At 73.3% G+C, this 21,329-nt stretch carries 13 protein-coding genes and 2 pseudogenes; 8 read left to right on the top strand and 7 right to left on the bottom strand.

What is annotated here, in order from left to right; translation table 11 throughout:
* Positions 1-211: 211 nt before the first annotated feature.
* Complete coding sequence (locus tag ABZ919_RS15085) at positions 212-856, top strand: SMI1/KNR4 family protein (RefSeq protein WP_361247457.1); 645 nt, start codon at positions 212-214, stop codon at positions 854-856.
* Between the two features lie 56 nt (positions 857-912).
* Here the strand turns inward: ABZ919_RS15085 and ABZ919_RS15080 are convergent, their stop codons facing one another.
* A complete protein-coding gene (locus tag ABZ919_RS15080) occupies positions 913-2,919 on the bottom strand; it encodes a hypothetical protein (protein ID WP_361247456.1) in 2,007 nt (668 codons plus the stop codon).
* Positions 2,920-3,516: 597 nt separating this feature from the next.
* Positions 3,517-4,605, bottom strand: coding sequence for a sialidase family protein (locus ABZ919_RS15075; RefSeq protein WP_361247454.1), 1,089 nt, complete (start codon positions 4,603-4,605; stop codon positions 3,517-3,519).
* Positions 4,606-4,893: 288 nt separating this feature from the next.
* Between ABZ919_RS15075 and ABZ919_RS15070 the strand changes: the two genes are divergently transcribed.
* A complete protein-coding gene (locus ABZ919_RS15070) occupies positions 4,894-5,484 on the top strand; it encodes a hypothetical protein (protein WP_361247452.1) in 591 nt (196 codons plus the stop codon).
* A gap of 792 nt (positions 5,485-6,276) precedes the next feature.
* Here the strand turns inward: ABZ919_RS15070 and ABZ919_RS15065 are convergent.
* Positions 6,277-8,250: a HEAT repeat domain-containing protein gene (locus ABZ919_RS15065; RefSeq protein WP_361247450.1), complete on the bottom strand. Its 1,974-nt coding sequence runs from the start codon at positions 8,248-8,250 to the stop codon at positions 6,277-6,279.
* 177 nt (positions 8,251-8,427) lie between these two features.
* Positions 8,428-10,125: a DNA alkylation response protein gene (locus ABZ919_RS15060; RefSeq protein ID WP_361247448.1), complete on the bottom strand. Its 1,698-nt coding sequence runs from the start codon at positions 10,123-10,125 to the stop codon at positions 8,428-8,430.
* A 72-nt stretch (positions 10,126-10,197) separates the two neighbouring features.
* Between ABZ919_RS15060 and ABZ919_RS15055 the strand changes: the two genes are divergently transcribed.
* The 5 genes and pseudogenes from ABZ919_RS15055 to ABZ919_RS15035 all read left to right on the top strand — a co-directional run bounded on the left by ABZ919_RS15055 (position 10,198) and on the right by ABZ919_RS15035 (position 16,804).
* Positions 10,198-10,956, top strand: a complete 759-nt coding sequence (locus ABZ919_RS15055; protein WP_361247446.1) for a PaaX family transcriptional regulator C-terminal domain-containing protein — start codon at positions 10,198-10,200, stop codon at positions 10,954-10,956.
* A pseudogene (locus ABZ919_RS15050) lies at positions 10,953-11,240 on the top strand (DUF6221 family protein); the annotation flags it as partial. The gene ABZ919_RS15055 and the pseudogene ABZ919_RS15050, both read left to right, overlap by 4 nt.
* Entirely contained in the window at positions 11,161-11,373 is a 213-nt protein-coding gene (locus tag ABZ919_RS15045) for a DUF6221 family protein (RefSeq protein WP_361247623.1), read from the top strand. The pseudogene ABZ919_RS15050 and the gene ABZ919_RS15045, both read left to right, overlap by 80 nt.
* A gap of 357 nt (positions 11,374-11,730) precedes the next feature.
* A pseudogene (locus ABZ919_RS15040) lies at positions 11,731-11,982 on the top strand (hypothetical protein); the annotation flags it as partial.
* A 502-nt stretch (positions 11,983-12,484) separates the two neighbouring features.
* The gene (locus tag ABZ919_RS15035) at positions 12,485-16,804 is read left to right on the top strand and encodes a cation-translocating P-type ATPase (RefSeq protein WP_361247621.1); all 4,320 of its coding nucleotides are present in this window, start codon (positions 12,485-12,487) and stop codon (positions 16,802-16,804) included.
* 9 nt (positions 16,805-16,813) lie between these two features.
* Here the strand turns inward: ABZ919_RS15035 and ABZ919_RS15030 are convergent, their stop codons facing one another.
* Positions 16,814-17,893, bottom strand: a complete 1,080-nt coding sequence (locus ABZ919_RS15030) for an NADH:flavin oxidoreductase/NADH oxidase (RefSeq protein ID WP_361247444.1) — start codon at positions 17,891-17,893, stop codon at positions 16,814-16,816.
* A gap of 132 nt (positions 17,894-18,025) precedes the next feature.
* On the opposite strand from ABZ919_RS15030, the gene ABZ919_RS15025 reads away from it, so the two are divergent.
* Positions 18,026-18,379 (top strand): helix-turn-helix domain-containing protein, encoded by a 354-nt coding sequence (locus ABZ919_RS15025; protein WP_361247443.1) that lies wholly within the window; start codon positions 18,026-18,028, stop codon positions 18,377-18,379.
* On the opposite strand, the gene ABZ919_RS15020 is transcribed toward ABZ919_RS15025, so the two are convergent.
* Entirely contained in the window at positions 18,353-19,687 is a 1,335-nt protein-coding gene (locus ABZ919_RS15020; protein ID WP_361247441.1) for a nucleobase:cation symporter-2 family protein, read from the bottom strand. The two genes, ABZ919_RS15025 and ABZ919_RS15020, sit on opposite strands and share 27 nt — an antisense overlap.
* A gap of 140 nt (positions 19,688-19,827) precedes the next feature.
* Positions 19,828-21,162 (bottom strand): FAD-dependent oxidoreductase, encoded by a 1,335-nt coding sequence (locus ABZ919_RS15015; protein WP_361247440.1) that lies wholly within the window; start codon positions 21,160-21,162, stop codon positions 19,828-19,830.
* Positions 21,163-21,329 lie beyond the last annotated feature (167 nt).

Genomic DNA, 21,329 nt, shown 5'->3' with positions numbered 1-21,329 from the left:
ACGGTGCGCAGGGACGGCCTGGAGGGCCGTGGCCTCCTGCCTCTGGGGGCCGAACTCTCGCTGGATGAGCTCTGGTCGAGTGGGAGTCCTCACCGACCGTGCCTCAGAGGGCCGTCGACATATTCTCGATGACGCACCATGCGAAGCCTGTGACGATCCGCGATCCGGCCGCGAAGGCGCCTGCCCGGACCGGTTCGCTACGGTGGCCGGTATGAGTGACGAGACAGCGGTACGTCAGGTGACTGACGCCTGGGCGCGGATCGAGGGGTGGCTTCGGGAGAACGCACCGGTGACTCATGCGGCGCTGGGGCCGGGGGCGTCGGAGGGTGAGATCGCGGCAGTGGAGGAGGGGCTGGGGTTCGCGGTTCCGGTTGAGCTCCGGACGCTGTGGACTCTGGTTTCCGGGGGGACGGTTCAGGGCCGTGGTCCGTGGCCCGAGGGCGATGTTCTGATGCGCCTTGACGATGTGGTGTCCCAGTACCGGCTGAAACGCGAGTTGCAGCAGGAACTGGACGACAAGGCGGGCACAGCGGCGGTGCTGGACGACGGCAGCCCGCGTGTGTGGGGGAAAACGTGGATCCCGGTGTTCTCCTCGCGGGAGTACGACAGCGCGTACGGGACGTTCCTGAACGCGGAGACAGGTCTGTTGTGGCGGTGGGACACCTTCGAGTACGAGCCACCGCGCCACGATGACGTGCAGCACTCCATCGTGACGCTGCTGGAGGAGATCGCCGACAGCCTTGAGACGCCGGGCCTGGCAACGGAGTTCCGTCCGGGCCTCCTGGATGGCCGTCTTGTGTGGCTCGGACAGCGGATGAACGAGGACGAGCAACGACGGTTCCAGCCGTTGGGGTAGTACGGGGATATGGGAGAGGGGGCCCTGTCGCGGGCCCCCTCTTCGGTTTTCAGGCGTCAGCTGATTTTGCGCCAGACGCAGATCTGGGCGACGCCCTTGCAGTGTTCGTATCCGGGGTTGGTGACGAAGTAGCCGTCACCGTCGAGGAGCCGCCAGTTCTTCACAGGCAGGTCGTGGAAGGCGCCCTGGTTCTGCTTGCTGCTGATTCCGGCGCGTCCGCAGCGTTCCTTGCCGGAGGGACCGTTCTTCGCGGTGCGGATGTCGGCGAAGAGACCGAATTCCACGGTGTCCGTCAGGTAACGGTCGGTATAGAGCTGGGCGCACGCGCTGCCGCTGCTGACCTGGTTGACGCCGCCGGGGAAGCCGCCGGATTCGTGGGTGGAGGCCATGGCGTATTCGTCGCAGTCCATGGAGCCGACCGCGTTGTCCGTGGGGTGCAGGCTCCACGTGTCGTCACAGACGATGTCGCGGCTCTTCTTGGACGTCCAGGGCTTTCCGTCGGGTCCCTTCGCGGTGGTGTCAGGGCCGAGGTAGTGCAGGAGCGAGTCCCAGCGGCGGGCGCCGGCGTGGTCGGGCATGCGTTCCTGCATGAGCCAGTAGTAGGCGCCCGCTGCCGGGTAGAGGTTGGTGTCGAGGGTGAACGTGGGCTTGAAGTACGGCAGCGTGCACCCGGGAGCCGTGCCCCCTACGAGGTCGTCGCAGCGGGGGGCGAGTTCACGGACCTGCTGGATGCCGGAGGTGCCGAAGTCGGCGGTGGCGTCGTTCCCACCCGCGTCGACGGAGGCGGTGACGGACCATCCGAGGTCGATGCGCTGTTTGCCGGTGCCGACCCAGCGGATCTGGACGTTGCCCCACAGGGGGTCGTACTGCGTCGGGGTGCCGGGCAGCCAGTATGCCTTGGAGCCGGTGTAGTTGTTGTTGTCATCGACCCACTTGGTGGGGGTCTGGATGCACTGGTCGTTGCAGGAACTGGCCACCTTCCAGTCCATGTGGACGCCTTGGAGCTGAGGGTCGATGTACGTGGGCTTGACACGGATCTGCTGGTCGAACTCGGCGAAGTCGGATCCGGACTCGCTCTTGGTGGGGTACGCCTTGATGCGCTGTTCGAACTCGAAGTTGGCGTAGCCGATGGCGGGTTTGTCGGGATCGGTGTCGGTGAAGATCAGCTTTCCGGTGCCGATGCTCTTCAGGCAGGCTTCCTGCCGGTTCATGTAGTCCTGGCCGGTGGGGGCGCCGTAGCACCAGTCGACCAGTTCGGCTTTCGGTGCGGCAGCCGGCCGGTGGGGAGCGGCTTTCAGGCGAGTGGTCTGCTTCGGCGGGTTCAGCTCGATACACAGCCGGTGGCCCTGGGCGTCGGGTGCGCCGCAGGAGCGTTTCCTCGTCGGCTGCTCGGCGATGGTGCCGTCGGCGCGCAGCGTCGGCAGGGCTGGCCCCGGATCGGTGCGGGTGAAGGTGGTGTTCTGCTGGGTCGTCTCATCGACCGTGGAGGACGCCTGCGGGGCGGGGAAGGACAGGTAAGGCAGGATGTGGAACGGCTCCCAGGCCGACCATCCCTGCTCGTACAGGCTTCCGTCGTAGGCGTTGGTGCGGAACAGGTAGTTGATGCCGGGCTTGAGGCGGCCGTAGTCGACCTGGACCTGGGCGGTCTTGCCGGAGGCGACGTAGGGGGACACCAGGACGCCCCACTGGTTGTCGTCGGTCAGCTTGACGGGCTTGTCGGGGGTGCCGTCCGGCTTGGCGGTGTAGACCTGGAAGGTGAGGTTGGCCTTGTCGCCGTCGGGGTCGCTGACGGTGTTGCGCAGGATGACCTCGGGCGCGATGACGCGCCACATCTTGTCATCCTTCTTGAACTGCGGGCCCGCGGCGAGGTTCTTGCCCGAGGAGGGGCGCTGGTCGGCACGCAGCCCCGTCCGTTCGGGCCCGGCGGCGTGGATCACCGCTGAGGCGTCGGCAGGGTCGGGCGGGGCGGTCCGGGCGGAGGCGGGGGTGGTCGCGCCGAACGGGACGATCGCGAGGAGTGCCGCCCCGAGAACGGCGCGGGATATGAAGCGGTGGCTGGTCAACCACCGTTCGCTTTGTTGCACGAAGACTCGTGTCCTTCCCCGTAGGATCTTCAAACACTTGTGCGAATCGTGCTCAAGTCGAAGACCATACGGGGAAGATCGGGGCGGCTGAAGGCAGTTTTTGGTCACCTACCGTGAGCCGGCTGTGTGGAGTGGGCGAAGCACCCCACTTTGGTGGCGGACGGCGGGAGGCGGTCGGATTGGTTCAGTGATCAGGCCAGCGAAGCGCGGTCAGCACCCTCGCGCGCAGGAACTCACCCGTACTCGCCTCCGGCGACCGCCACCGTACGCGGTGACCGTGCCATCGGGTCATGGAGGGCGTAGCTTCGGGCCCTCGCCGGCGACGTGTTCGGACAACGACCCGCGCAAGGACTGCAGCACCTGTCACCCCTGACCCACGCCCGAAGCCCTCGCCGGCCGTTCCTGCCGACGGGGCTTCGTCGTTTCTGGGACCGGTACCCCGAAGGCAGAGCCGGCAGTCAGTCGTGGCGCCACCGGGCGCTACCCGACTGCCCGTAAACCGACAGCCGATCACCAGTGGCCGAAGCCCGGCGGCGATGCTCCCCTTGCGCTCCTGGCGGTCCGATCGCGGATGTCTCAGCCGATCACCGCCGCCCGCACGCAGAGTACGTCCGGCAGATGAGCCGCCAGTTGCTGCCAGCTGTCGCCGTCATCGGCCGAGGCGAACACCTCGCCGTTGCGGTTGCCGAAGTAGACGCCCGCCGGGTCGGCGTCGTCGGTGCACAGGGCGTCCCGCAGCACCGTGCCGTAGTGATCCTGCTCCGGCAGGCCCTTGGACAGCGGCTCCCAGCTCCGGCCCGCGTCCGCGGTGCGGAAGACCCGGCAGCGGTGCTCCGCGGGGACCCGGTCGGCGTCGGCGTTGATCGGAAAGACGTACGCCGTGCCGGCCCGGTGCGGATGAGCGGTCACCGCGAAGCCGAACGTGGACGGCAGGTCCGCGCCGATGTCGGTCCAGTGCGCGCCCGCGTCGTCGCTTCGGTAGACGCCCCAGTGGTTCTGCAGATACAGCCGGTCCGGGTCGCCGGCGTCCTTGGCGATCTTGTGCACGCACTGGCCGAACTCCGGATTCGGATCCGGCAGGAACACCGCCGACACGCCGGAGTTGGACGGTGCCCAGCTCGCGCCGCCGTCGGTGGAGCGGAACACCCCGGCCGTCGAGACCGCGACGGTCACCGCGCGGGCGTCACGGGCGTCGGTCACCACGGTGTGCAGGCCCTCACCTCCGCCGCCCGGCACCCACCGGGAACGGGTCGGATGCTCCCACAGCGGCCGGACCAGCTCGAAGCTCTCGCCGCGGTCCTCCGAGCGGTACAGCGCCGCCGGTTCCGTGCCTGCGTACACCACTGCGGACTCGGCTGCGGCCGGGTGCAGTTGCCAGACGCGCTCCAGGGAGGCACCGGTGTCCTTGGGGAACTTGACGGCCGGCTGCGGCGGTTCGGTCCAGGAGCGGCCCAGGTCGTCGGAGTGGAACACCGATGGACCCCAGTGCGCGCTGTCGCCGCCCGCGAGCAGCCGCGGCCGGTCCCCGCGGGTGTCGATCGCGACCGAGTAGACCGCCTGCGCGTTGAAATACGGATCGTCGTCGAACCTCCAGGCGCCGCCGCTCTTGCGCCGCCCGATGAACAGGCCTTTGCGGGTGCCCACTGCCAGCAGTACCTCGGTCATGCCGATCACCTCCGGGACGCCTTCGTCCAGGTAGTCGTGAGACAGCTCGTCGTCAGTTATCGGCCAGTCTGCACCCCACCACTGACACTCCCCCCTGACGCGTGGATCCCAGCAGGTCACAGCGGTGTCGTCGGCCGGTGACGGAGATCCGTCGGGGCCCGTTGCGGCATGCGCCTGCGCGGGAGGGGCGTCTCGTGCGACCGTCGGGGAGACGGCTCGTCGTGAGCATCGGAGCGATCTCCCGCGTATGGGAGGGCGGTCCGGCCGGTCGGTGCGCTCGTGAGGAGGATGCCTTTGAAGGCGTTCCGTGGTCCGAAGGTGTGGCTGTGGCGCTGGCGGCGCAACCCGCTCAAACGCCGGGCCGACGTGCTGGAGGCCTGGGTGCTGCTCGGTGCCTGGCTGTTGACCGTCCTCGCGGGGGTCGTGGCCGGCCTCGTGGCGGACCGGGTGGTGGAGAACGGACTCGCGCGGGAGCGGGCGACCTGGCGCCCCGCGGTGGCTCAGGTCGTGGGACGGGCGCCCGGAACCACCCGCTTGCACAACCACGCCGCGGCGGGTGACCGGGTCTGGGCCAAGGTGCGCTGGACCGTGCCCGACGGCTCCGCACACACCGGTCAGGTCCGGGTGGAACCCGGCAGCAAGGCCGGGACACCGGTCACCGTGTGGACCGACCCGCAGGGCCGTCTCGTCAGCCGCCCCACCTCCGCCGCCGAGTCCGCCTTCCGGGGCGGTCTGATCGGATGTCTGGTGGGGGTGAGTGCCGCGGCCGTCCCCTTCGTCGGCGGTCTCGCCCTGCGCGGCCGTCTGGAACGCCGCCGCATGAAGGCCTGGGACACGGAGTGGGCGCGGCTCGGACCGCAGTGGGGGCGGATGGTCTGATCACGGTCGGCGCGCGGGCACGGGGCAGCGCATCCGGCGTGCCCGCGAGGCAGTCGGGATCGACCCCTCGCACGTTTCCCCGGGTCTCTCAGCCACGGCTCCCACGTCGCACCCCCGACGTTCGGGATGGACGGCGGGCGGGTGTGGATGTCGCCGGGACGGACCGCAGCGCGGGCGTGGCCGGCAACCGGGCGCACGGAGCGGCGAGAGGCTCCGCGCGCCTGTCGTGCGGGTCCACCTCCGGGTGGGTCGCGAGATGCCGTGGCCTTCCGGCATGTGCCGTCCTGTCGGTCGACGTCCCGGTGACCGCCCGATCCCTCGCCGGTCTGGTGTGCGCCCCTCGTGTCGGTAGACGTCCGGGGGCATCCGATCCCGTGTGCGCTCGGCGCGCGCCCGTCCTGTCGGCCGACGTCCGAGTGGCGGTCCGAGTCCGGCCGGTCTGGCGTCTGGCGTGCGCCTGTCGTGCGGGTCCACGTGCGGGTGGGTGTCCGAGTCCGGCCGGTCTGGCGTGCGCCCGTCCTGTCCACCGAAGTCCACGTGGCCGTATCAGCCTTGCCCGTGTGGCGTGCGCCTGTCGTGTGGGGTGACGTCCGGGTGGCTGTCCTGCCCGTCCACGTCCGGCGTGCGCCCGTCCTGTCCACCGAAGTCCACGTGGCCGTACCAGCCTTGCCCGCCCTACGCCCTGTCACCGACATGTCTCCCCCCTCGTTGGGCCGTCCCCCCCGACGAGGATGCGGACAGCGGCGTCCCGGAATCGCGGCCTCGGGCAGGCGTCCACCCCGACGCTCGCCCCTACACCGCCGCCAGCACCTCCCGGCACGCGGTCAGCAGGGCCTCGTCCTGCGGTATGCGCGGGCCGCCGTTGCCGCCCACGTGGGCCATGTGGCGGCGCCGGGCGGCCAGTTCGCCCGCCGCCAGGTGCCGCAGCGGCGCGGCGGCCGGGCCCATCGCGGAGAGGCATCGGGCGATCGGAAGGCGGGTGCGCGGGTCCTCCGCCCATGCCTCACGGAACACCGGCAGGACCGGCTCCGGATCCGCGGCGATGTGCCAGAGCGCGCTCGCGGCAGTAGCCCGTTCCCGGGTGAGTCGTGACCGGGCCGCCCGGCGCAGCGCGGGCAGCGCGTCGCGCGCGGCGGGACCCAGTCTGCCTAGCTGCCGGGCGGCCTGGCACCGGCTCGCCGGATCCCCCTGAATCAACTCCCGCAGCAGTATGGGGAGTACGGTGCAGGCGTCGCGCTGGGCCGACCAGAGAGCACCGGCCGCTGCGGCGGCGTGCCGGGTGTGCAGGAGCGCGCGGAGGTGGCCTACCGCCCATGCGGAGGCGCCCAGGGTCTCCAACGTCTCGATGACTTGGCCCGCGACGGCTTCCTGCGCCTTGGGTCCGCCGGGCGCCCCCAGCAGCCTCAGCACCTCCGGAACGGCGTCCTGGTCTCCGAGGGCGCCCACCGCCGCCAGCAGTGGCGCGGCGAGCCTGGCGGTCGAGGGGGACGCCGGGGGCACCCGGCGGAGCAGGTGCCGCACCGCCGGTGCGAGCGGGGCCGCGGCCGCGCCGAGGTGGGCCAGTTCGAACCCAAGGTCCACCGGCGCCGCAGGGCCTGCCAGGAGATGGGCCAGAGCCGGGACGGCGCGCGGATCGCCGCTCCTGGCCAGTGCCTTGAGCGGAGCGCCCAGCGTGGGGGCGTCGCGTTCGAAGCGATCCGTCCACAGGTCGGGCCGGGCCCACACCAGCGCGTACAGGTCGTCCGCGGCGGGTACCGCCAGCCCGAACAGCTCCGACAGCACGCAGACCGCCGCATCCCGCAACGAGTCCTGCTCGGCGTCCAGTTGGGCGCCGAGCAGTCGGACCGTGTCGCCGTGGTCGCCGCGCCAGCCGCGCAGCAGCGCCGCGGCCAGCCACACACCGGTGCACCGGTCCACCGGGTCCGGACTGGTCAGCTGGCCCCAAAGGAGCGCGCTCCGGTCCGCCACGCGGTCACCGAGCGCGGTGTGCAGGGTGCGCAGCAGACGGGAGCCCTCCTCGTCGTACGGGCGCAGCCGCCGTAGCCGTCCGACGAGGGAGTGGGCAGCGACGGGCTCGGGGACCCGGGCACGATGCCCGGAGCGCTCCCGAAGCAGCCGGACGGCCGTCGGGACCAGGTCCGCGGGCGACCGGGCGGGCGCGACCGAGGCGAGCTGCCCGAGGGCGGCGAGCCGCAGCCCGGGGGCGTACGGCGGCGCGCTGTGCTCGGCCAGCAGGTCCACCGCGGTGTCGGCGTGCGCGGGGTACCGCTGGACGAACAGCCCGAGTGCCTCCGCAAGGGCGAGCAGGACACGGTCGTCCCGCTCGGCCCGCAGCCGCTGCCGTAACAGTTCCAGGACGCGGGCGGGCGGGCCCAGGAAGCGGACGAGGGCCCCGGCGGCCGCCCCGCGCACCGCCGGGTCCGGGTCCCCGGTGAGCTGGACGAAGACCTCGGCGCCCGCGCACACCGCCTCCCGGGCACGCCGGTCCCCGTCCGGGCTCTCCGCGCCGATGCCCACCAGCAGTTCCACGATGCCGCTGCGGTCCGGGACCTCCTCGCGGCCCGCGAGCGAGAGCAGGAACGGCACGCAGGCCAGCGTCGAGTCGTACACACATCCCTGCAGTGCGCCGTACATCCCGTCGAGGGCGGTCGATCGCTCGACGGTGTCGGCGGAGGCCAGCGCCCGTAACCACCCGGGCACGTCCTCCGCGCTGCCGTACGCGTGCTGCAGCGAGGCCCAGTCGACCTCGTCGATCCCCGTGAACACGTTGTCCTCCCCAGACGAGTGTCACCTGATCGCGAGTGTGCACCACGGCACTGACAACGGTCCGGAGTTGCGCGCTGACTGTGTGCGATTCGTCGGCTGTCACCGGCCAGGGCGCGAGCGGCACGTACGCGCCCGGGGGGAGGACCGCGAACGGGCCGTACAGGCCCGGGGGAGGGGTCAGTTCAGGCCGGGCAGCGCCCTGTCGAGGATCGCGTCGAGCCCGGCCCCGGCGGGCAGCGTGCCGAACGCGTGACCCCAGTCGCCGCCCAGCCGGCTCGCGCAGAAGGCGTCGGCCACCGGGTGCGGGGCGTACCGGACCAGCAGGGAGGCCTGGAGGGCCAGTGCCATCCGCTCGACCAGCCGGCGGGCACCCACCTGGTCGGTTTCGGCCAACTGGTCCTTGAGCGCGGCGACGGCGGCATCCAGACGGGCGTCCGCCCCCCGCGCGAGCGCGAGTTCGCCGAACAGGGTCTCGGCGGTGTCCGGTTCACGGCCGAGGGCGCGCAGTACGTCGAGCGCGTTGACGTTGCCCGAGCCCTCCCAGATCGACAGCAGCGGCGCCTCCCGGTAGTGCCGGGGCATCCCTGAGTCCTCGACGTAGCCGTTGCCGCCCAGGCACTCCAGCGCCTCCGCGGTGAAGGCCGGGCCCCGCTTGGTGACCCAGTACTTGCCGACGGCCGTGGCGATCCGCCGCAAGGCCCGCTCCCCGGCGTCCCCGCGCACCGCGCGGTCGGCCGCGCCGGCCAGCCGCAGCGTGAGCGTCGTCGCCGCCTCCGACTCCAGCGCCAGGTCGGCCAGGACGTTGCGCATCAGCGGCTGGTCGATCAGCCGGGCGCCGAACGCACTGCGGTGCCGGGCGTGGTGGCCCGCCTCGACGAGCGTCCTGCGCATCAGCGTCGCCGAGGACATCACACAGTCCAGCCGGGTGCAGTTGACCATCTCGATGATGGTCTTCACACCTCGCCCCTCGGGCCCCACCAGCCAGGCCACGGTCCCGTCGAACTCCGGCTCCGAGGAGGCGTTGGAGCGGTTGCCCAGCTTGTCCTTCAGGCGCTGGATGCGGAAGGTGTTGCGGCTGCCGTCCGGCAGCACGCGCGGCACCAGGAAGCACGACAGACCTCCCGGGGCCTGCGCCAGCACGAGGAAGACGTCGCACATCGGCGCCGACGTGAACCACTTGTGGCCGCGCAGCGTGTACACGCCGGTCTCGCCGGTGGGCGTGGCCACCGTGGTGTTCGTCCGGACGTCCGACCCGCCCTGCTTCTCCGTCATGCCCATGCCCGCGAGGAGTCCGGGCTTCTCGGTCGGCACGCGCAGCCGGGGGTCGTACTCCCGGCTGGTCAGCAGCGGTTCGTAGACCTTGGCCAGATCCGGCTGCGCGCGCAGCGCGGGCACGGCGGCGTACGTCATCGAGGTCGGGCAGCCGTGCCCGGCCTCCGTGTGTCCCCACACCAGGCCGCCCGCGGTACGTGCCACGTGGGCGCCGGGCCGCTCGTCCGCCCAGGGGGCGCCGGCCAGGCCCTCGGCGACCGCCGTGCGCATCAGGTGGTGCCAACTGGGGTGGAACTCCACCTCGTCGACGCGGTGGCCGTAGCGGTCGTGGGTGCGCAGGACCGGCTCGTGACGGTTGGCCAGCTCACCCCACTCCTGCGCCTCCGCGCTGCCGGCGCGCACCCCGAGGCGCCGGATGCCGTCCTCGGCCCACGCGGCACCCTCCCGGCGCAGCCCCTCCAGCAGGGCCGGGTCGTCGGAGGCGTCGTACGGAGCCAGGGACGGGGGCTGGTTGGTGACGTCGTGCGTGGCGTACTGCGGCCCGGGCTGCGAGGACGAGTGCGAGGGTGAGGGCGAGGGCGGCTGCGCGGGATTCGAGACCATGGCAGCATGTTGCATTATCTGTGCGACTGTAGCAATAGTGCAACAACGGAGGCGCACGTACAGTACGTGCTCATGCGCATGAACGACTCGCCCGATCCGGAGGCGGCAGGTCTGCGGCCGCTGTCCGCGCGGTCGGTCGTGCTGAGCCTGCTCCTCGGCGCGCACCCGGCGGAGCTGCCGGTGAAGGACCTCGTCCGGCTGGTGGAACCCTTCGGCGTCGGCGGAGCCACGCTGCGGGCCGCACTGAGCCGGATGGTGACCGCGGGCGACCTGCGCCGCACCGACGCCGTCTACCGGCTCAGCGACCGGCTGCTGGCGCGCCAGCGACGTCAGGACGACGCGCTGCGGCCCACCACGCGCGCGTGGGACGGCGACTGGGAGATGGTGGTGATCACGGCGACCGGCCGCGGCCCCGCCGAACGCGCCGACCTGCGCGCCCGGTTGACCGCACTGCGCCTGGCCGAACTGCGCGAAGGCGTGTGGCTGCGCCCGGCCAACCTCGACCGGGCGCTGCCCGGGACGCTGGGCTCCGTCGCCCGGACGTACACGGCGCGCCCCGATGAGCCCCCGCACGACCTCGTCGCCCGGCTGTGGCCGCTGGACACCTGGGCGGCCACCGCGCGGCGGCTGCTCGCCCACGCCGCTGCGGCCCGGAGCCCTGCGGCCCGCCTCACCGCCTATGCCGCGGCCGTGCGGCACCTGCTCACCGACCCCGTCCTGCCGCCCGGCCTCCTCCCGGCCGACTGGCCGGGAGAGGCCCTGCGCACGGCGTACGCCGGCTACCAGCGGGAGCTGGCAGCGTCGGTGGGGCGAAGGGAGCGCGCCGCATGACCGCCGCTGCCCTCGAAGGGTTTCTGTGGGCCCGGTTCCAGGAGGAGGAGCGGGTGGCCCGGGATGCGATCACCGGGGCGCCCGGCGCCGTCCGGGGCGTCATGGCCGACGAGATCGAGCAGGTGCTCACCTCCCGGAAAGACGGTGTCACGCACACGCCCATGGTGCAGTTCGGTGCCAAGGACCCGGTGCTGCTGCTGACCCATGTGGCGCGTCACGACCCGGCGCGCCTCCTGCGCGGCGTCGAGGCGCGGCGGGCGCTGCCGGCGGAGCACCGGCCGGCGGACGACGGCCGGGGCCGCACCTGCGCGGCAACCGGCGGAAGCGGCCGGGCGACCGGCCCCCTGCGCCACCCTCCGTCTCCTCGCCCTGCCGTTCGCCGGCCATCCCGCGTACAGGGAGTCGTGGCGCCCCTAGCCGGCGCGGCTCGGCGCCCGCGCGGCCATTCGATTCCTCGGCACCGGACCGGGTGCTGCCCGCCCTGCACGCCGGGAACCGGCCGCACCTGAACCCCAGGGGCCACCGGGCCCTCGTCCCGGCCGTCCCCGTCCCCGTCCCCGTCTCCGACGGACGCCTCCGCGGCGGCCGCCGAGGCCCGCGGAGCGGACGCCGGTCGCTGCGGTCCGTGGAGCGGGGACCCGCGCCGCGCGGGTGGCGCGGGCGCGCTCCAGGGCGTTCCCTGGGAAGAGCACCGTTCCCCGGGAGAGATGGGGGATGACCTGCGCGGAGGCGGGCACTCGGTGGGGCACCAGACGATCTCACCCGAGGAGAGTCATGGCTGAGCAGAAGTCGTCGGTCCTCACGGCGCCCCTGCGCGGCGCAGCCTCGGTACTGCGCAAAGTGCCCGGCGCCGGAACCGTGAGCAGGGCCGCGGAGGAAACACTGGACAAGGTCGGCGCGGTCTCGCCCCGCGGCCGGCGCATCGCGGTGTACGCGGGGGCCGGAGTACTCGGTGCCGCGGGCGTGGTGGAGTGGCCCGTGGCCCTCACCGGCGCCGCCGTGGCCTGGCTCACCCAGCCCCGGCCCGCTCATCCGGCGGGCGGTGGGCCCGCGGCCGGGCAGCGTCCCGAGCCCGCCCGCGATCTCGGCGCCGCGGCCCTGAGGTCCGGCCATGGCGGCGTCGGCACGGGTGGCGTGTCGTCGGCGGCAGCGGGGGGCGAGGCCGGCGGTACGGGCGCGGCGGCGGCCGACGAGGGCCGGACCGAGGCGCCCGGCGGGGCTGCGGCGACCGGCGGCCCCGGCCCCGTGGCCCGGGCTCCCGGCGATGCGGAGGCCTCGGGAGCGAGCCGGGCAACCGGCGACACCGGACAACCCGGCGCCACCGTCTCGCGAAGCAGCCCTACGCCCGGAAGCAGCGGGCAGCCGGACGACGCCACAGGAGCCGGGAACACCAGGATCTCCGGCGGCGCCCAAACCACGCGCGGCACCGAGGGACCGGCGGTCAAGCCGTCCAGCGGGCCGCTCGGTCCCACGGCGCGGCCCGACCGCACCACGCTCTGAGGAGGGTTTCGTGCTCGGAGTGCTGACGATGCCCTCGGCAGCCCTACGGGCGCTGCCCTCCGCCCCGCGGCTGCTCGCGCCGGCGGTCGGGGTGGCCGCCGGTGCCGCCGCGGGAACGGTGCGCGCCGGAGTGCGCGGCGCGGACGCCGCCGTACGGGTGGCCCGGGTCGCGCGCAACGCCCTGCCCGGCGCCGGTGACCACTGGCGGGCCGGCGCCCGCGCCCACCTGGCGCTGCGGCCCGTGGACAAGGAACACGTGCGGAGCGCGGGAGGCACCGCGCACCTGGCGCGCCGGGTGGCCGAGACGCTGGCGGAGCGGCCGGACGTGCTCTTCGCGTACTGGGACGAGGGACTCGCGCGTCTGGTGGTGACCGCGACCGAGGGAGAGGCCTCCGACCAGGTCGTCGCCAAGGCCGCGGAGCTGGCCGAGCGAAACGGACTGGCCCTGTCCGCCGGAGACGTGGAGGAAACCACGCACCCCGCGGACCCGGCCGGCGTGCGCGCGGCCGCGGCCACGCTCGCCGCCGACGCGGTGGGCATCGCCGCCGGGATCACCGCCTATTCGCTCCGGCTGCCGCCCTCCCCCCGCCTGGCGACCGCGGTGGTGACGCTGCTGCGGGAGAACCCGCGCTTTCGCGGCTGGCTGCGCGCCCGGCTGGGAGACACCCGCATGGACCTCGTCCTCGCCGGCGTGAACGCCGCCGTCCACAGCGCCGGGCAGACCCCCACCTCGCTCGTGCTCGACGGCGCCGTGCGGGCCTGCCAGGTGACCGAGACGGTGGCCCGGGCCGCCGCCTTCGACGCGGTGCACGACCAGCTGGTCGCGCCCGGCCGCCTCAGCCTCCCCGCGGACGGCGCCCCCCGGCCGCCACTGCGGGAGTCCCCGGCCCAGGAGTACGCCGAGCACGCCTCCGCGGGCAGCCTGATCGGCGCCGCGGCCACCCTTCTGGTCAAGCACGACGGAGCCGAGGCGGCGGAGGCGGTCCTGGCCGGCTCGCCGAAGGCCGCTCGTTACGGCCCCGCCGCCTTCCACGCCATCCTGAGCGCCGCGCTCGCCGGCACGGGCGTCCTGGTGCGCGACCCGGACCGGCTGCGCCGGCTGGAGATGGCCGGCACGGTCGTCCTGCACCCCAGCGTGCTGCGCACCGGCGAGGGCGAGGCCGATCCGTGGGCCGAACCGGTGCTGGACGCGGCCCGCCGGGCGGGCCTGAGGGTGGTGCTCGTGGACGACCCCGCCCTCGAGGACTTCACCGGCCTCGCCGATCAGGTCGTCGACGCGCGGCGGCCACTGGACGACGTGGTGTACGAGGCGCGCCGCGACAGGGACCCCGTGCTCGCCGTCGCCCGGGTGCGCTCGGCCGACGAGCACGACCTCCTGGCCGGGCTGCGGGCCGCGGACATCGCCGTCGCCCTCACCGACCAGGACGGCGCCGTGGTCTGGGGCGCGGACATCCTGGCCCTGAACGGACTGCCCGACGTGTGGCGGGTGCTGACCGCCATCCCGGCCGCCCGCACGGTCGGCCGGCACGCCCAGACCCTGGCCCGCTCCGGTGCCGCCCTCTCCGGGCTCCTCGTGGCCGTCGGCGAGTCGCGCGGCGGCCGAGGACGCCTCGCCGCCCTGCCGGGACTGCGGCACGCTCCCGTCGACGCCGCCGCCGTGTCGGCCCTCTTCTCCGGGGCCAGGGCCGCGCTCGGTGTGGCCACGGCCCGGCCCCCGCACCCGCGTCCGCGCGTGCACTGGCACGAGCTGGACCCGGAGCAGGCCCGGGAGCGGCTGGAGCGCGAACCCGTCGCCGAGAGCACCGCGTTCGAGGGGCTCACCGACCACGCCCGCAAGGCCGTAGCCGGTGTTTTCAAGCATCCCGCGGCCGCACCCGTGCGCTGGTCCTACCGGCTAGGCCGGGCCGTGCGCGGCGAACTCCACGACCCGCTCACCCCGGTCCTCGCGGTGGGGTCGGCGGCGTCCGCGATCCTCGGCTCGGTCGTGGACGCCCTGCTCGTCGTCGGCGCCCTGGACCTGAACGCCCTGGTCGGTGGCTTCCAGCGGCTGCGCGCCGAGCGAGCCCTGTCCGGACTGCTCGCCGAGCAGAAACAGAAGGCGCGGCTCGTGCCGCCGGAGGCCGAGGCGCCGGCCGGCGGCACCCGCACCGTGGAGGCCGGCAAGCTGCATCCGGGCGATGTGATCCAGCTGAAGGCGGACGACGTCGTGCCCGCCGACGCCCGGCTGCTGTGGCAGGAGGGCCTGGAGGTCGACGAGTCCGCCCTGACCGGCGAGTCGCTGCCGGTGGAGAAGCAGACGGACCCGACCCCGCACGCCCCGGTCGCCGACCGGCGCTGCATGGTCTTCGAGGGCACGACCGTGGTGGCGGGCCAGGCCCAGGCCGTGGTCGTCGACATCGGTGACCGCACCGAGGCCGCCCGCGCCGTCCACCTGGCCGCCCGTACGCCCCCGGCCGGCGGCGTTCAGGCCCGGCTGCAGGAACTCACCCGCAAGGCACTGCCGTTGACCCTGGCGGGCGGCGCCGCGGTGACGGGTCTGGCGCTGGTGCGCGGCACCCCCATCAGGGAGGCGGTCAGCGGTGGGGTGGCGGTGGCCGTGGCGGCCGTACCGGAGGGGCTGCCGCTGGTCGCCACGGTCGCGCAGCTCGCTGCCGCCCGGCGGCTGAGCCGCGGCGGAGTCCTCGTCCGCACCCCGCGCACCCTGGAGGCGCTGGGCCGCATGGACACCTTCTGCTTCGACAAGACCGGCACGCTCACCGAGAACCGGCTGCGCCTGGTGCGCACATCCGACGCCGAGGGCACGGTCCGCGCGGTCGACGACCCCGGATCCGCCGGAACCGTCCGCGCCGCCGCGCGTGCCTGCCCGCAGTTCAACGGCGGCAGCGACCGGCCGGTGCACGCCACCGACGAGGCCGTGCTGGCCGCGTCCGGTCCGGACCCGGACTGGACACAGCTCGCGGACCTGCCGTTCGAGGCCGCGCGCGGATACGCCGCCGCCGTCGGCCGCACCGGCGACGGCCCGGCGGTGCTCGTGGTCAAGGGCGCTCCGGAGACCGTGCTGCCCGCCTGCTCCGGGCATGCGGAGCACGCCTCCGAGGCGGCGCACACGCTGGCCGGCAACGGCCTCAGGGTGCTGGCGGTGGCCGAACGGCGGCTCGGCGCGGACGAGGATCCGGCCGACGTCCTGGAACAGCCGCTGCGGGAGCTGGACTTCACCGGACTGCTGGCGCTGTCCGACGTGCCGCGTGAGACGTCCACGGCGCTCGTGGCCGGGCTGAACAAGGCGGGCGTACGGCCGGTCATGCTCACCGGCGACCATCCGCAGACCGCGCGGGCCATCGCCGCGGATCTGGGCTGGCCGGAGGACACCGTGGTGGTCACCGGGGACGAGCTGGCGGCGGCGGACCGGGCGGCCAGGGCCCGGATGCTGCGGGACGCGGGCGTCGTCGCGCGGGTGGCGCCCGAGCAGAAACTCCAGGTCGTGGAGGCGCTGCGGGACGCGGGTCGCGTCGTCGGCATGGTCGGCGACGGCGCCAACGACGCCGCGGCCATCCGCGCCGCAGACATCGGCGTCGGCATCAACGCGCGCGGTTCGGCCGCCGCGCGCAACGCCGCCGACATCGTCCTCACCGACGACGACCTGACGGTCCTGATCGACGCGATCGGCGAGGGCCGGGCCCTGTGGCACAGCGTGGCCGACGCCATCGCCATCCTGATCGGCGGCAACGCCGGCGAGGTGGGGTTCGGCATCCTCGGCACGCTGCTGTCCGGCCGGGCACCGCTGTCCACCCGGCAGATGCTCATGGTGAACCTCTTCACCGACCTGTTCCCGTCGATGGCGGTGGCGGTGACCGAGAAGGACGGCGAGCCCGGCAGGATGCCGGGCCACGACACGGTGCCCGAGGACGGCGGGCCCGGCACCGCACGCGCCCGCAGCGGATCACCGGAGGACGCCTCCGCCGTTCTCGGCGAGCCCCTGCTGCGGCAGATCCGGCACCGGGCGCTGACCACCTGCCTGGGCGCGGTGACGGCATGGCTGTTCGGCCGCTTCACGCCCGGCACCGCCCGACGCTCGGGCACGATGGCGCTGTGCGGGGTGGTCGGCACCCAGCTCGTGCAGACCTGGCTGGACCGGCGCGACAGCCGGCTGGTGCAGATCACCTGCCTGGGCTCCGCCGCGGCGCTGATCGCTGCGGTGCAGATCCCGGGCGTGAGCCACGCCGTCGGGTGCACTCCGCTGGGTCCGGTGGCCTGGACCGGGGTGGTGGTGGCGATCGCTCTGGCCCTGGCGGGACAGCGGGCGCTGCCCCGCCTGGAGGAGACGGTCGGCCGGCTGCTGCCGGGCTGACTCCGGGGCTCAGACCGAGCGGTGGTACTGGTCGGGCACCCTGACCTCGCCGCCCAGCTCCCGGGCGGCGTGCCGGGCCCAGGAGGGGTTGCGCAGCAGCTCGCGGCCGAGCAGGACGGCGTCCGCCTCGCCGTTGGTGAGGATCTTCTCGGCCTGCCCGGCCTCGGTGATCAGCCCTACGGCGGCGACGGTCAGCGGCGTCTCGGCCCTGACCCGGGCGGCGAACGGCACCTGGTAGCCGGGCCCGGCCGGGATGGTGACGCCGGAGGCGTTGCCGCCGGTGGAGACGTCGAGCAGGTCGACGCCGTGGGCGTGCAGGTCGTGAGCGAAGCGGACCGTGTCCTCCGTGGTCCAGCCGCCGTCCTGCAGCCAGTCGGTGGCCGAGACGCGGAAGAAGACCGGCTTGTTGTCCGGCCAGAGGGCCCGTACGGCGTCCACGACCTGGAGCGCGAACCGGGTGCGGTTCTCGTACGAGCCGCCGTAGGCGTCGGTGCGGTGGTTGGAGTGCGGGGAGAGGAACTCGTTGATCAGGTACCCGTGGGCGCCGTGGATCTCGACGACCTCGAAGCCGGCGGCGAGCGCCCGGCGGGCCGCGGCGGCGAACTGACCGACGATCACCTGTATCTGATCCACGGTCAGCTCTGTGGGAACGGGGTGACGCCGGTCGAAGGGCACCGCGCTCGGGGCGACCGGCTGCCAGCCGTGCGCCTTGGGCCCGAGCGGCGCGCCGCCCTTCCAGGGCTGGTCGGTGGACGCCTTGCGGCCGCCGTGCGCGAGCTGGATGCCAGGCACGGTGCCCTGGGCGGTGAGGAAGCGGGTGACCCGCCGGAAGGCCTCCACCTGTGTGTCGTTCCACAGCCCCAGGTCGTAGGGCGAGATACGGCCCTCCGGCGAGACCGCGGTGGCCTCGACGACGATCAGGCCGGTGCCGCCCGTGGCGCGCGCCGCGTAGTGAGCGAAGTGCCAGTCGTGCGGGGCCCCCGCCAGCGGACCCTCCGGCTCCGCCGAGTACTGGCACATCGGGGGCATCCACACCCGGTTCGGGATGGTCACTCCACGCAAAGTGATGCTCTCGAAGAGCGCGCTCACGACAGACTCCGTTCCGTCACGGGACTCTTGGCCGCTTCGTACGATAGACCTCGTACTACGAGAGATGTCAAACTACGATGACTCTCGTACAATGCTCCCAGTCGAGGAGTTCCCGAACGAAGGGCAGCCGCCGTGACCGAGACCGCCGCCGGCCGTGCGCTGCCGCATCCGGAGCGGGAGGAGATCCGCCTGGAGGCCGTGCTGCATGCCCTCTGCGATCCGATGCGGCTGCGGATCGTGCGCGAACTCGCCGCTCGGGAAGCGGAGTTGACCTGCTCGCAGTTCGACCTGCCGGTGACCAAATCCACCACCACGCACCACTTCCGGGTACTGCGGGAGAGCGGGGTCGTCCGGCAGGTCTACCGGGGCACGGCCAAGATGAACGGCCTGCGCCGGGACGACCTGGACGGTCTCTTCCCGGGGCTGCTCGACAGTCTCCTCGCCGCCGCGGACCGGCAGTCAGTCCGCCTCGGTGAGGACGGCTGAACCCGTCTTCCCCGGAAGGTGGTTGAAGAGCAGATTGAGTGCGATCGCGGACAGGCTGCCCGCGCTGATGCCGCTGTTCATCACGGTCTGGAACCAGTGGGGGAACTTCTCGTAGACCGTCGGCACGCCCACCGGAAGCAGGCCGATCGCCACCGACACGGCCACCACGGTCAGATTGCCGCTGCCGTGGAAGTCGACCCGGGCCAGCGTCCGCAGCCCGCTCGCCGCGACCGTGCCGAACATGACCAGCCCGGCGCCGCCCAGCACCGGTGCCGGGATCGCCGCGACCACCGCGCCCAGCTTCGGCAGCAGGCCGAGCAGCACCAGGATCCCGCCTGCCGCCGCGACCACCCAGCGGCTGCGTACCCGGGTCATCCCGACCAGGCCCACGTTCTGCGCGTAGGCCGTGTACGGGAAGGTGTTGAACACCCCGCCCAGCACCGTCGACAGACCGTCCGCGCGCAGCCCGTCGGCGAGTGAGCGCGGCTCGACCTTCCGCCCGGTCAGCTCGCCGACGGCGATCAGGTCACCGGTCGTCTCGGTCATCGTGACCAGGGCCACCACCAGCATGGACACGATCGCGGACGCCCTGAACCGCGGCGCCCCGAAGTGGAACGGCGTGCTGATGCCCACCCAGTCGGCGTCGCCGACCCCGCTGAAGTCGGTGAACCCGAACGGCACGGCGACCGCCAGGCCCACCGCGATGCCAATCAGGACGGCGATCCGGGCGACCGGCGCGGGCGCGAACCGCTGCACGGCCAGCACCACCACCAGCACGAACGCCGCCAGCGCCAGGTTCTTGGGCTCCCCGAAGTCCCCGGCGCCGGCACCGCCCGCCGCCCAGTTGCCCGCGACCGGCAGCAGCGAGACCCCGATGATCAGGATCACCGTGCCGGTCACCAGGGGCGGAAAGAACCGCAGCAGCCTGCCGAAGACCGGCGCGAGCAGCATGATCGCCAGACCCGCCACGATCACCGAGCCGTAGATCGCGGGCAGTCCGCCCCCCGTCGTCCCGATGAGCACCATCGGCGACACGGCGGCGAACGTGCACCCCTGCATGATCGGCAGCCGGACGCCGAACCGCCAGAACCCGACGCACTGGATCAGCGTGGCGATCCCGCACACCAGCAGGTCGGCGGTGATCAGATACGCCAGGTCGGCGGGCGACAGATGCATCGCCCCGCCCACGATCAGCGGCACGGCCACCGCACCGGCGTACATCGCCAGCACGTGCTGCGTCCCGAAGGCCGCCAGGTGCCGTACCGGGGGCGTCTCGTCGACGGGATGGACGTCTGCGGCGGTGGTCATGGGGACTCCAGCGGTGCCGAGGGGAAGGGACATCCGAACAGCACGAGACCGTAAGCGTGTTGAACAGTTTGTTGATTTCCGGTCTGTTGCCGCTGTGTGTCCTGCCCGCCCGGCCGGCGGGGAACCCCCGGCCACCACGCTCACGCCGACCGGGCCGCCGTGAGCAGCGCGTCCCAGTCGGCCAGCTTGACCACACTCCGCCCGAGCCGCGCGCCCAGTGCGGCCTCGGCCCGCTCGATCGCCAGCCATCCCGTCCAGGGCACGGGCTCGATCCCGGCCGCGCGCAGCGCGGACACCGGGTCCTCGGGCACCTGACGGCGCTGCAGCCCGGGGGCGTCCGCGAGCAGGGAGACGACCGTCTCCTTGGCGCAGGGCCGGTTGGTGCCGATGACACCCGTCGGACCGCGCTTGATCCATCCGGCGACGTACTCGCCGGGGGACGGGGCACCGTCGCGTACGACGCGTCCCGCCGTGTTCGGCACCGTGCCGCTCGCCGCGTCGAACGGCAGGCCGTCCAGCGGAATACCGCGATAGCCCACCGAACGGAGCACCAGCTGGGCGGGCACGTCCTCGAACCGGCCGGTGCCCGTCACCCCGCCGTGCCCGTCCGGCGCCGTCCGCTCGAAGCGGACGGCGCCCACCCGGCCTTCGTGCGCGAGCAGTTCCACGGGACGCAGGAAGAACCGCAGGTGGATCCGCCGAGGCGCAGCGGCCGCGGGCCCGGCGGCCCAGCCGCGCAGTACCTCCACATTGCGGCGGTGCACGGCAGGCAGCGCGGCGGGATCGGCCGGGTCGAGCGCCAGGTCGGCCGGGTCGACGCCGATTCCGGTGCCGGGCAGTCCGCCCAGCTCGCGCAGTTCCTTGGTGGTGAAGCGGGCCTGGGCGGGGCCGCGCCGGCCCACCATGTGCACCTCGCTGATCCCGCTGGCCGACAGCGCCTCCAGCGCCGCCTGCGGAATGTCGGTCGCGCGCAGTTCCGCGGCACCCCGGGCCAGCATGCGGGTGACGTCCACCGCGACATTGCCCACGCCGATCACGACGGCCGACCGCACTCCGCGCAGAAAGCCCGCGTCGACCGCGTCCGGATGCGCGCTGTACCAGGCCACGAAGTCGGTCGCCGACCAGCTGCCCAGCAGCTCCTCTCCGGGAATCCCGAGCCGGCGGTCCGTGGCGGCGCCGACGCAGTACACCACCGCGTGGTACAGCTCCCGCAGCCGCCCCGCCGGCAGCCCGCCGGGGCCGCCCACCCGCACCCCGCCGAGGAACCGCACCCGCTCGTGCTCCAGCACCCCGCGGAGGCTGCCCTGCAGTGACTTGATCTTCTCGTGGTCGGGAGCGACGCCATAACGGACCAGGCCGTACGGGCACGGCAGCCGGTCCAGGACGTCCACGCACACCTCGGGATCCAGCTGAACCAGGCTCTGGGCGGTGTAACACCCGCTCGGCCCCGAACCGACGACGGCGACACGCAGCACAGCGATGCTCCCCGGTGAAGGAGGTGGTGTTCTCCAGCATGGCACCCCCGGGCTCGCGGCGGCAGGGGCCGGCGGGGTGACCCGCGAGGCGTGTCCGTTCGCGCGGTGTGCGATCACACGGTTACGTTGCGTGTGTGCCAGAAGCATCCTTTCTCGATCTCTCGGAT

This window comes from Streptomyces sp. NPDC046759, from assembly GCF_040645475.1.
In the GTDB taxonomy this organism is placed as follows: domain Bacteria; phylum Actinomycetota; class Actinomycetes; order Streptomycetales; family Streptomycetaceae; genus Streptomyces.
The sequence above is the reverse complement of the archived record's forward strand: the minus strand, read 5'-3'. Positions and strand labels throughout refer to the sequence as shown.

Coding starts and splice junctions, on each gene's coding strand:
- ABZ919_RS15035 (WP_361247621.1), top strand. CDS start 12,485: ATGCCCTCGGCAGCCCTACGGGCGCTGCCCTCCGCCCCGCGGCTGCTC.
- ABZ919_RS15060 (WP_361247448.1), bottom strand. CDS start 10,125: ATGGTCTCGAATCCCGCGCAGCCGCCCTCGCCCTCACCCTCGCACTCG.
- ABZ919_RS15070 (WP_361247452.1), top strand. CDS start 4,894: ATGCCTTTGAAGGCGTTCCGTGGTCCGAAGGTGTGGCTGTGGCGCTGG.
- ABZ919_RS15020 (WP_361247441.1), bottom strand. CDS start 19,687: ATGACCACCGCCGCAGACGTCCATCCCGTCGACGAGACGCCCCCGGTA.
- ABZ919_RS15045 (WP_361247623.1), top strand. CDS start 11,161: ATGTGGCGCGTCACGACCCGGCGCGCCTCCTGCGCGGCGTCGAGGCGC.
- ABZ919_RS15075 (WP_361247454.1), bottom strand. CDS start 4,605: ATGACCGAGGTACTGCTGGCAGTGGGCACCCGCAAAGGCCTGTTCATC.
- ABZ919_RS15085 (WP_361247457.1), top strand. CDS start 212: ATGAGTGACGAGACAGCGGTACGTCAGGTGACTGACGCCTGGGCGCGG.
- ABZ919_RS15055 (WP_361247446.1), top strand. CDS start 10,198: ATGCGCATGAACGACTCGCCCGATCCGGAGGCGGCAGGTCTGCGGCCG.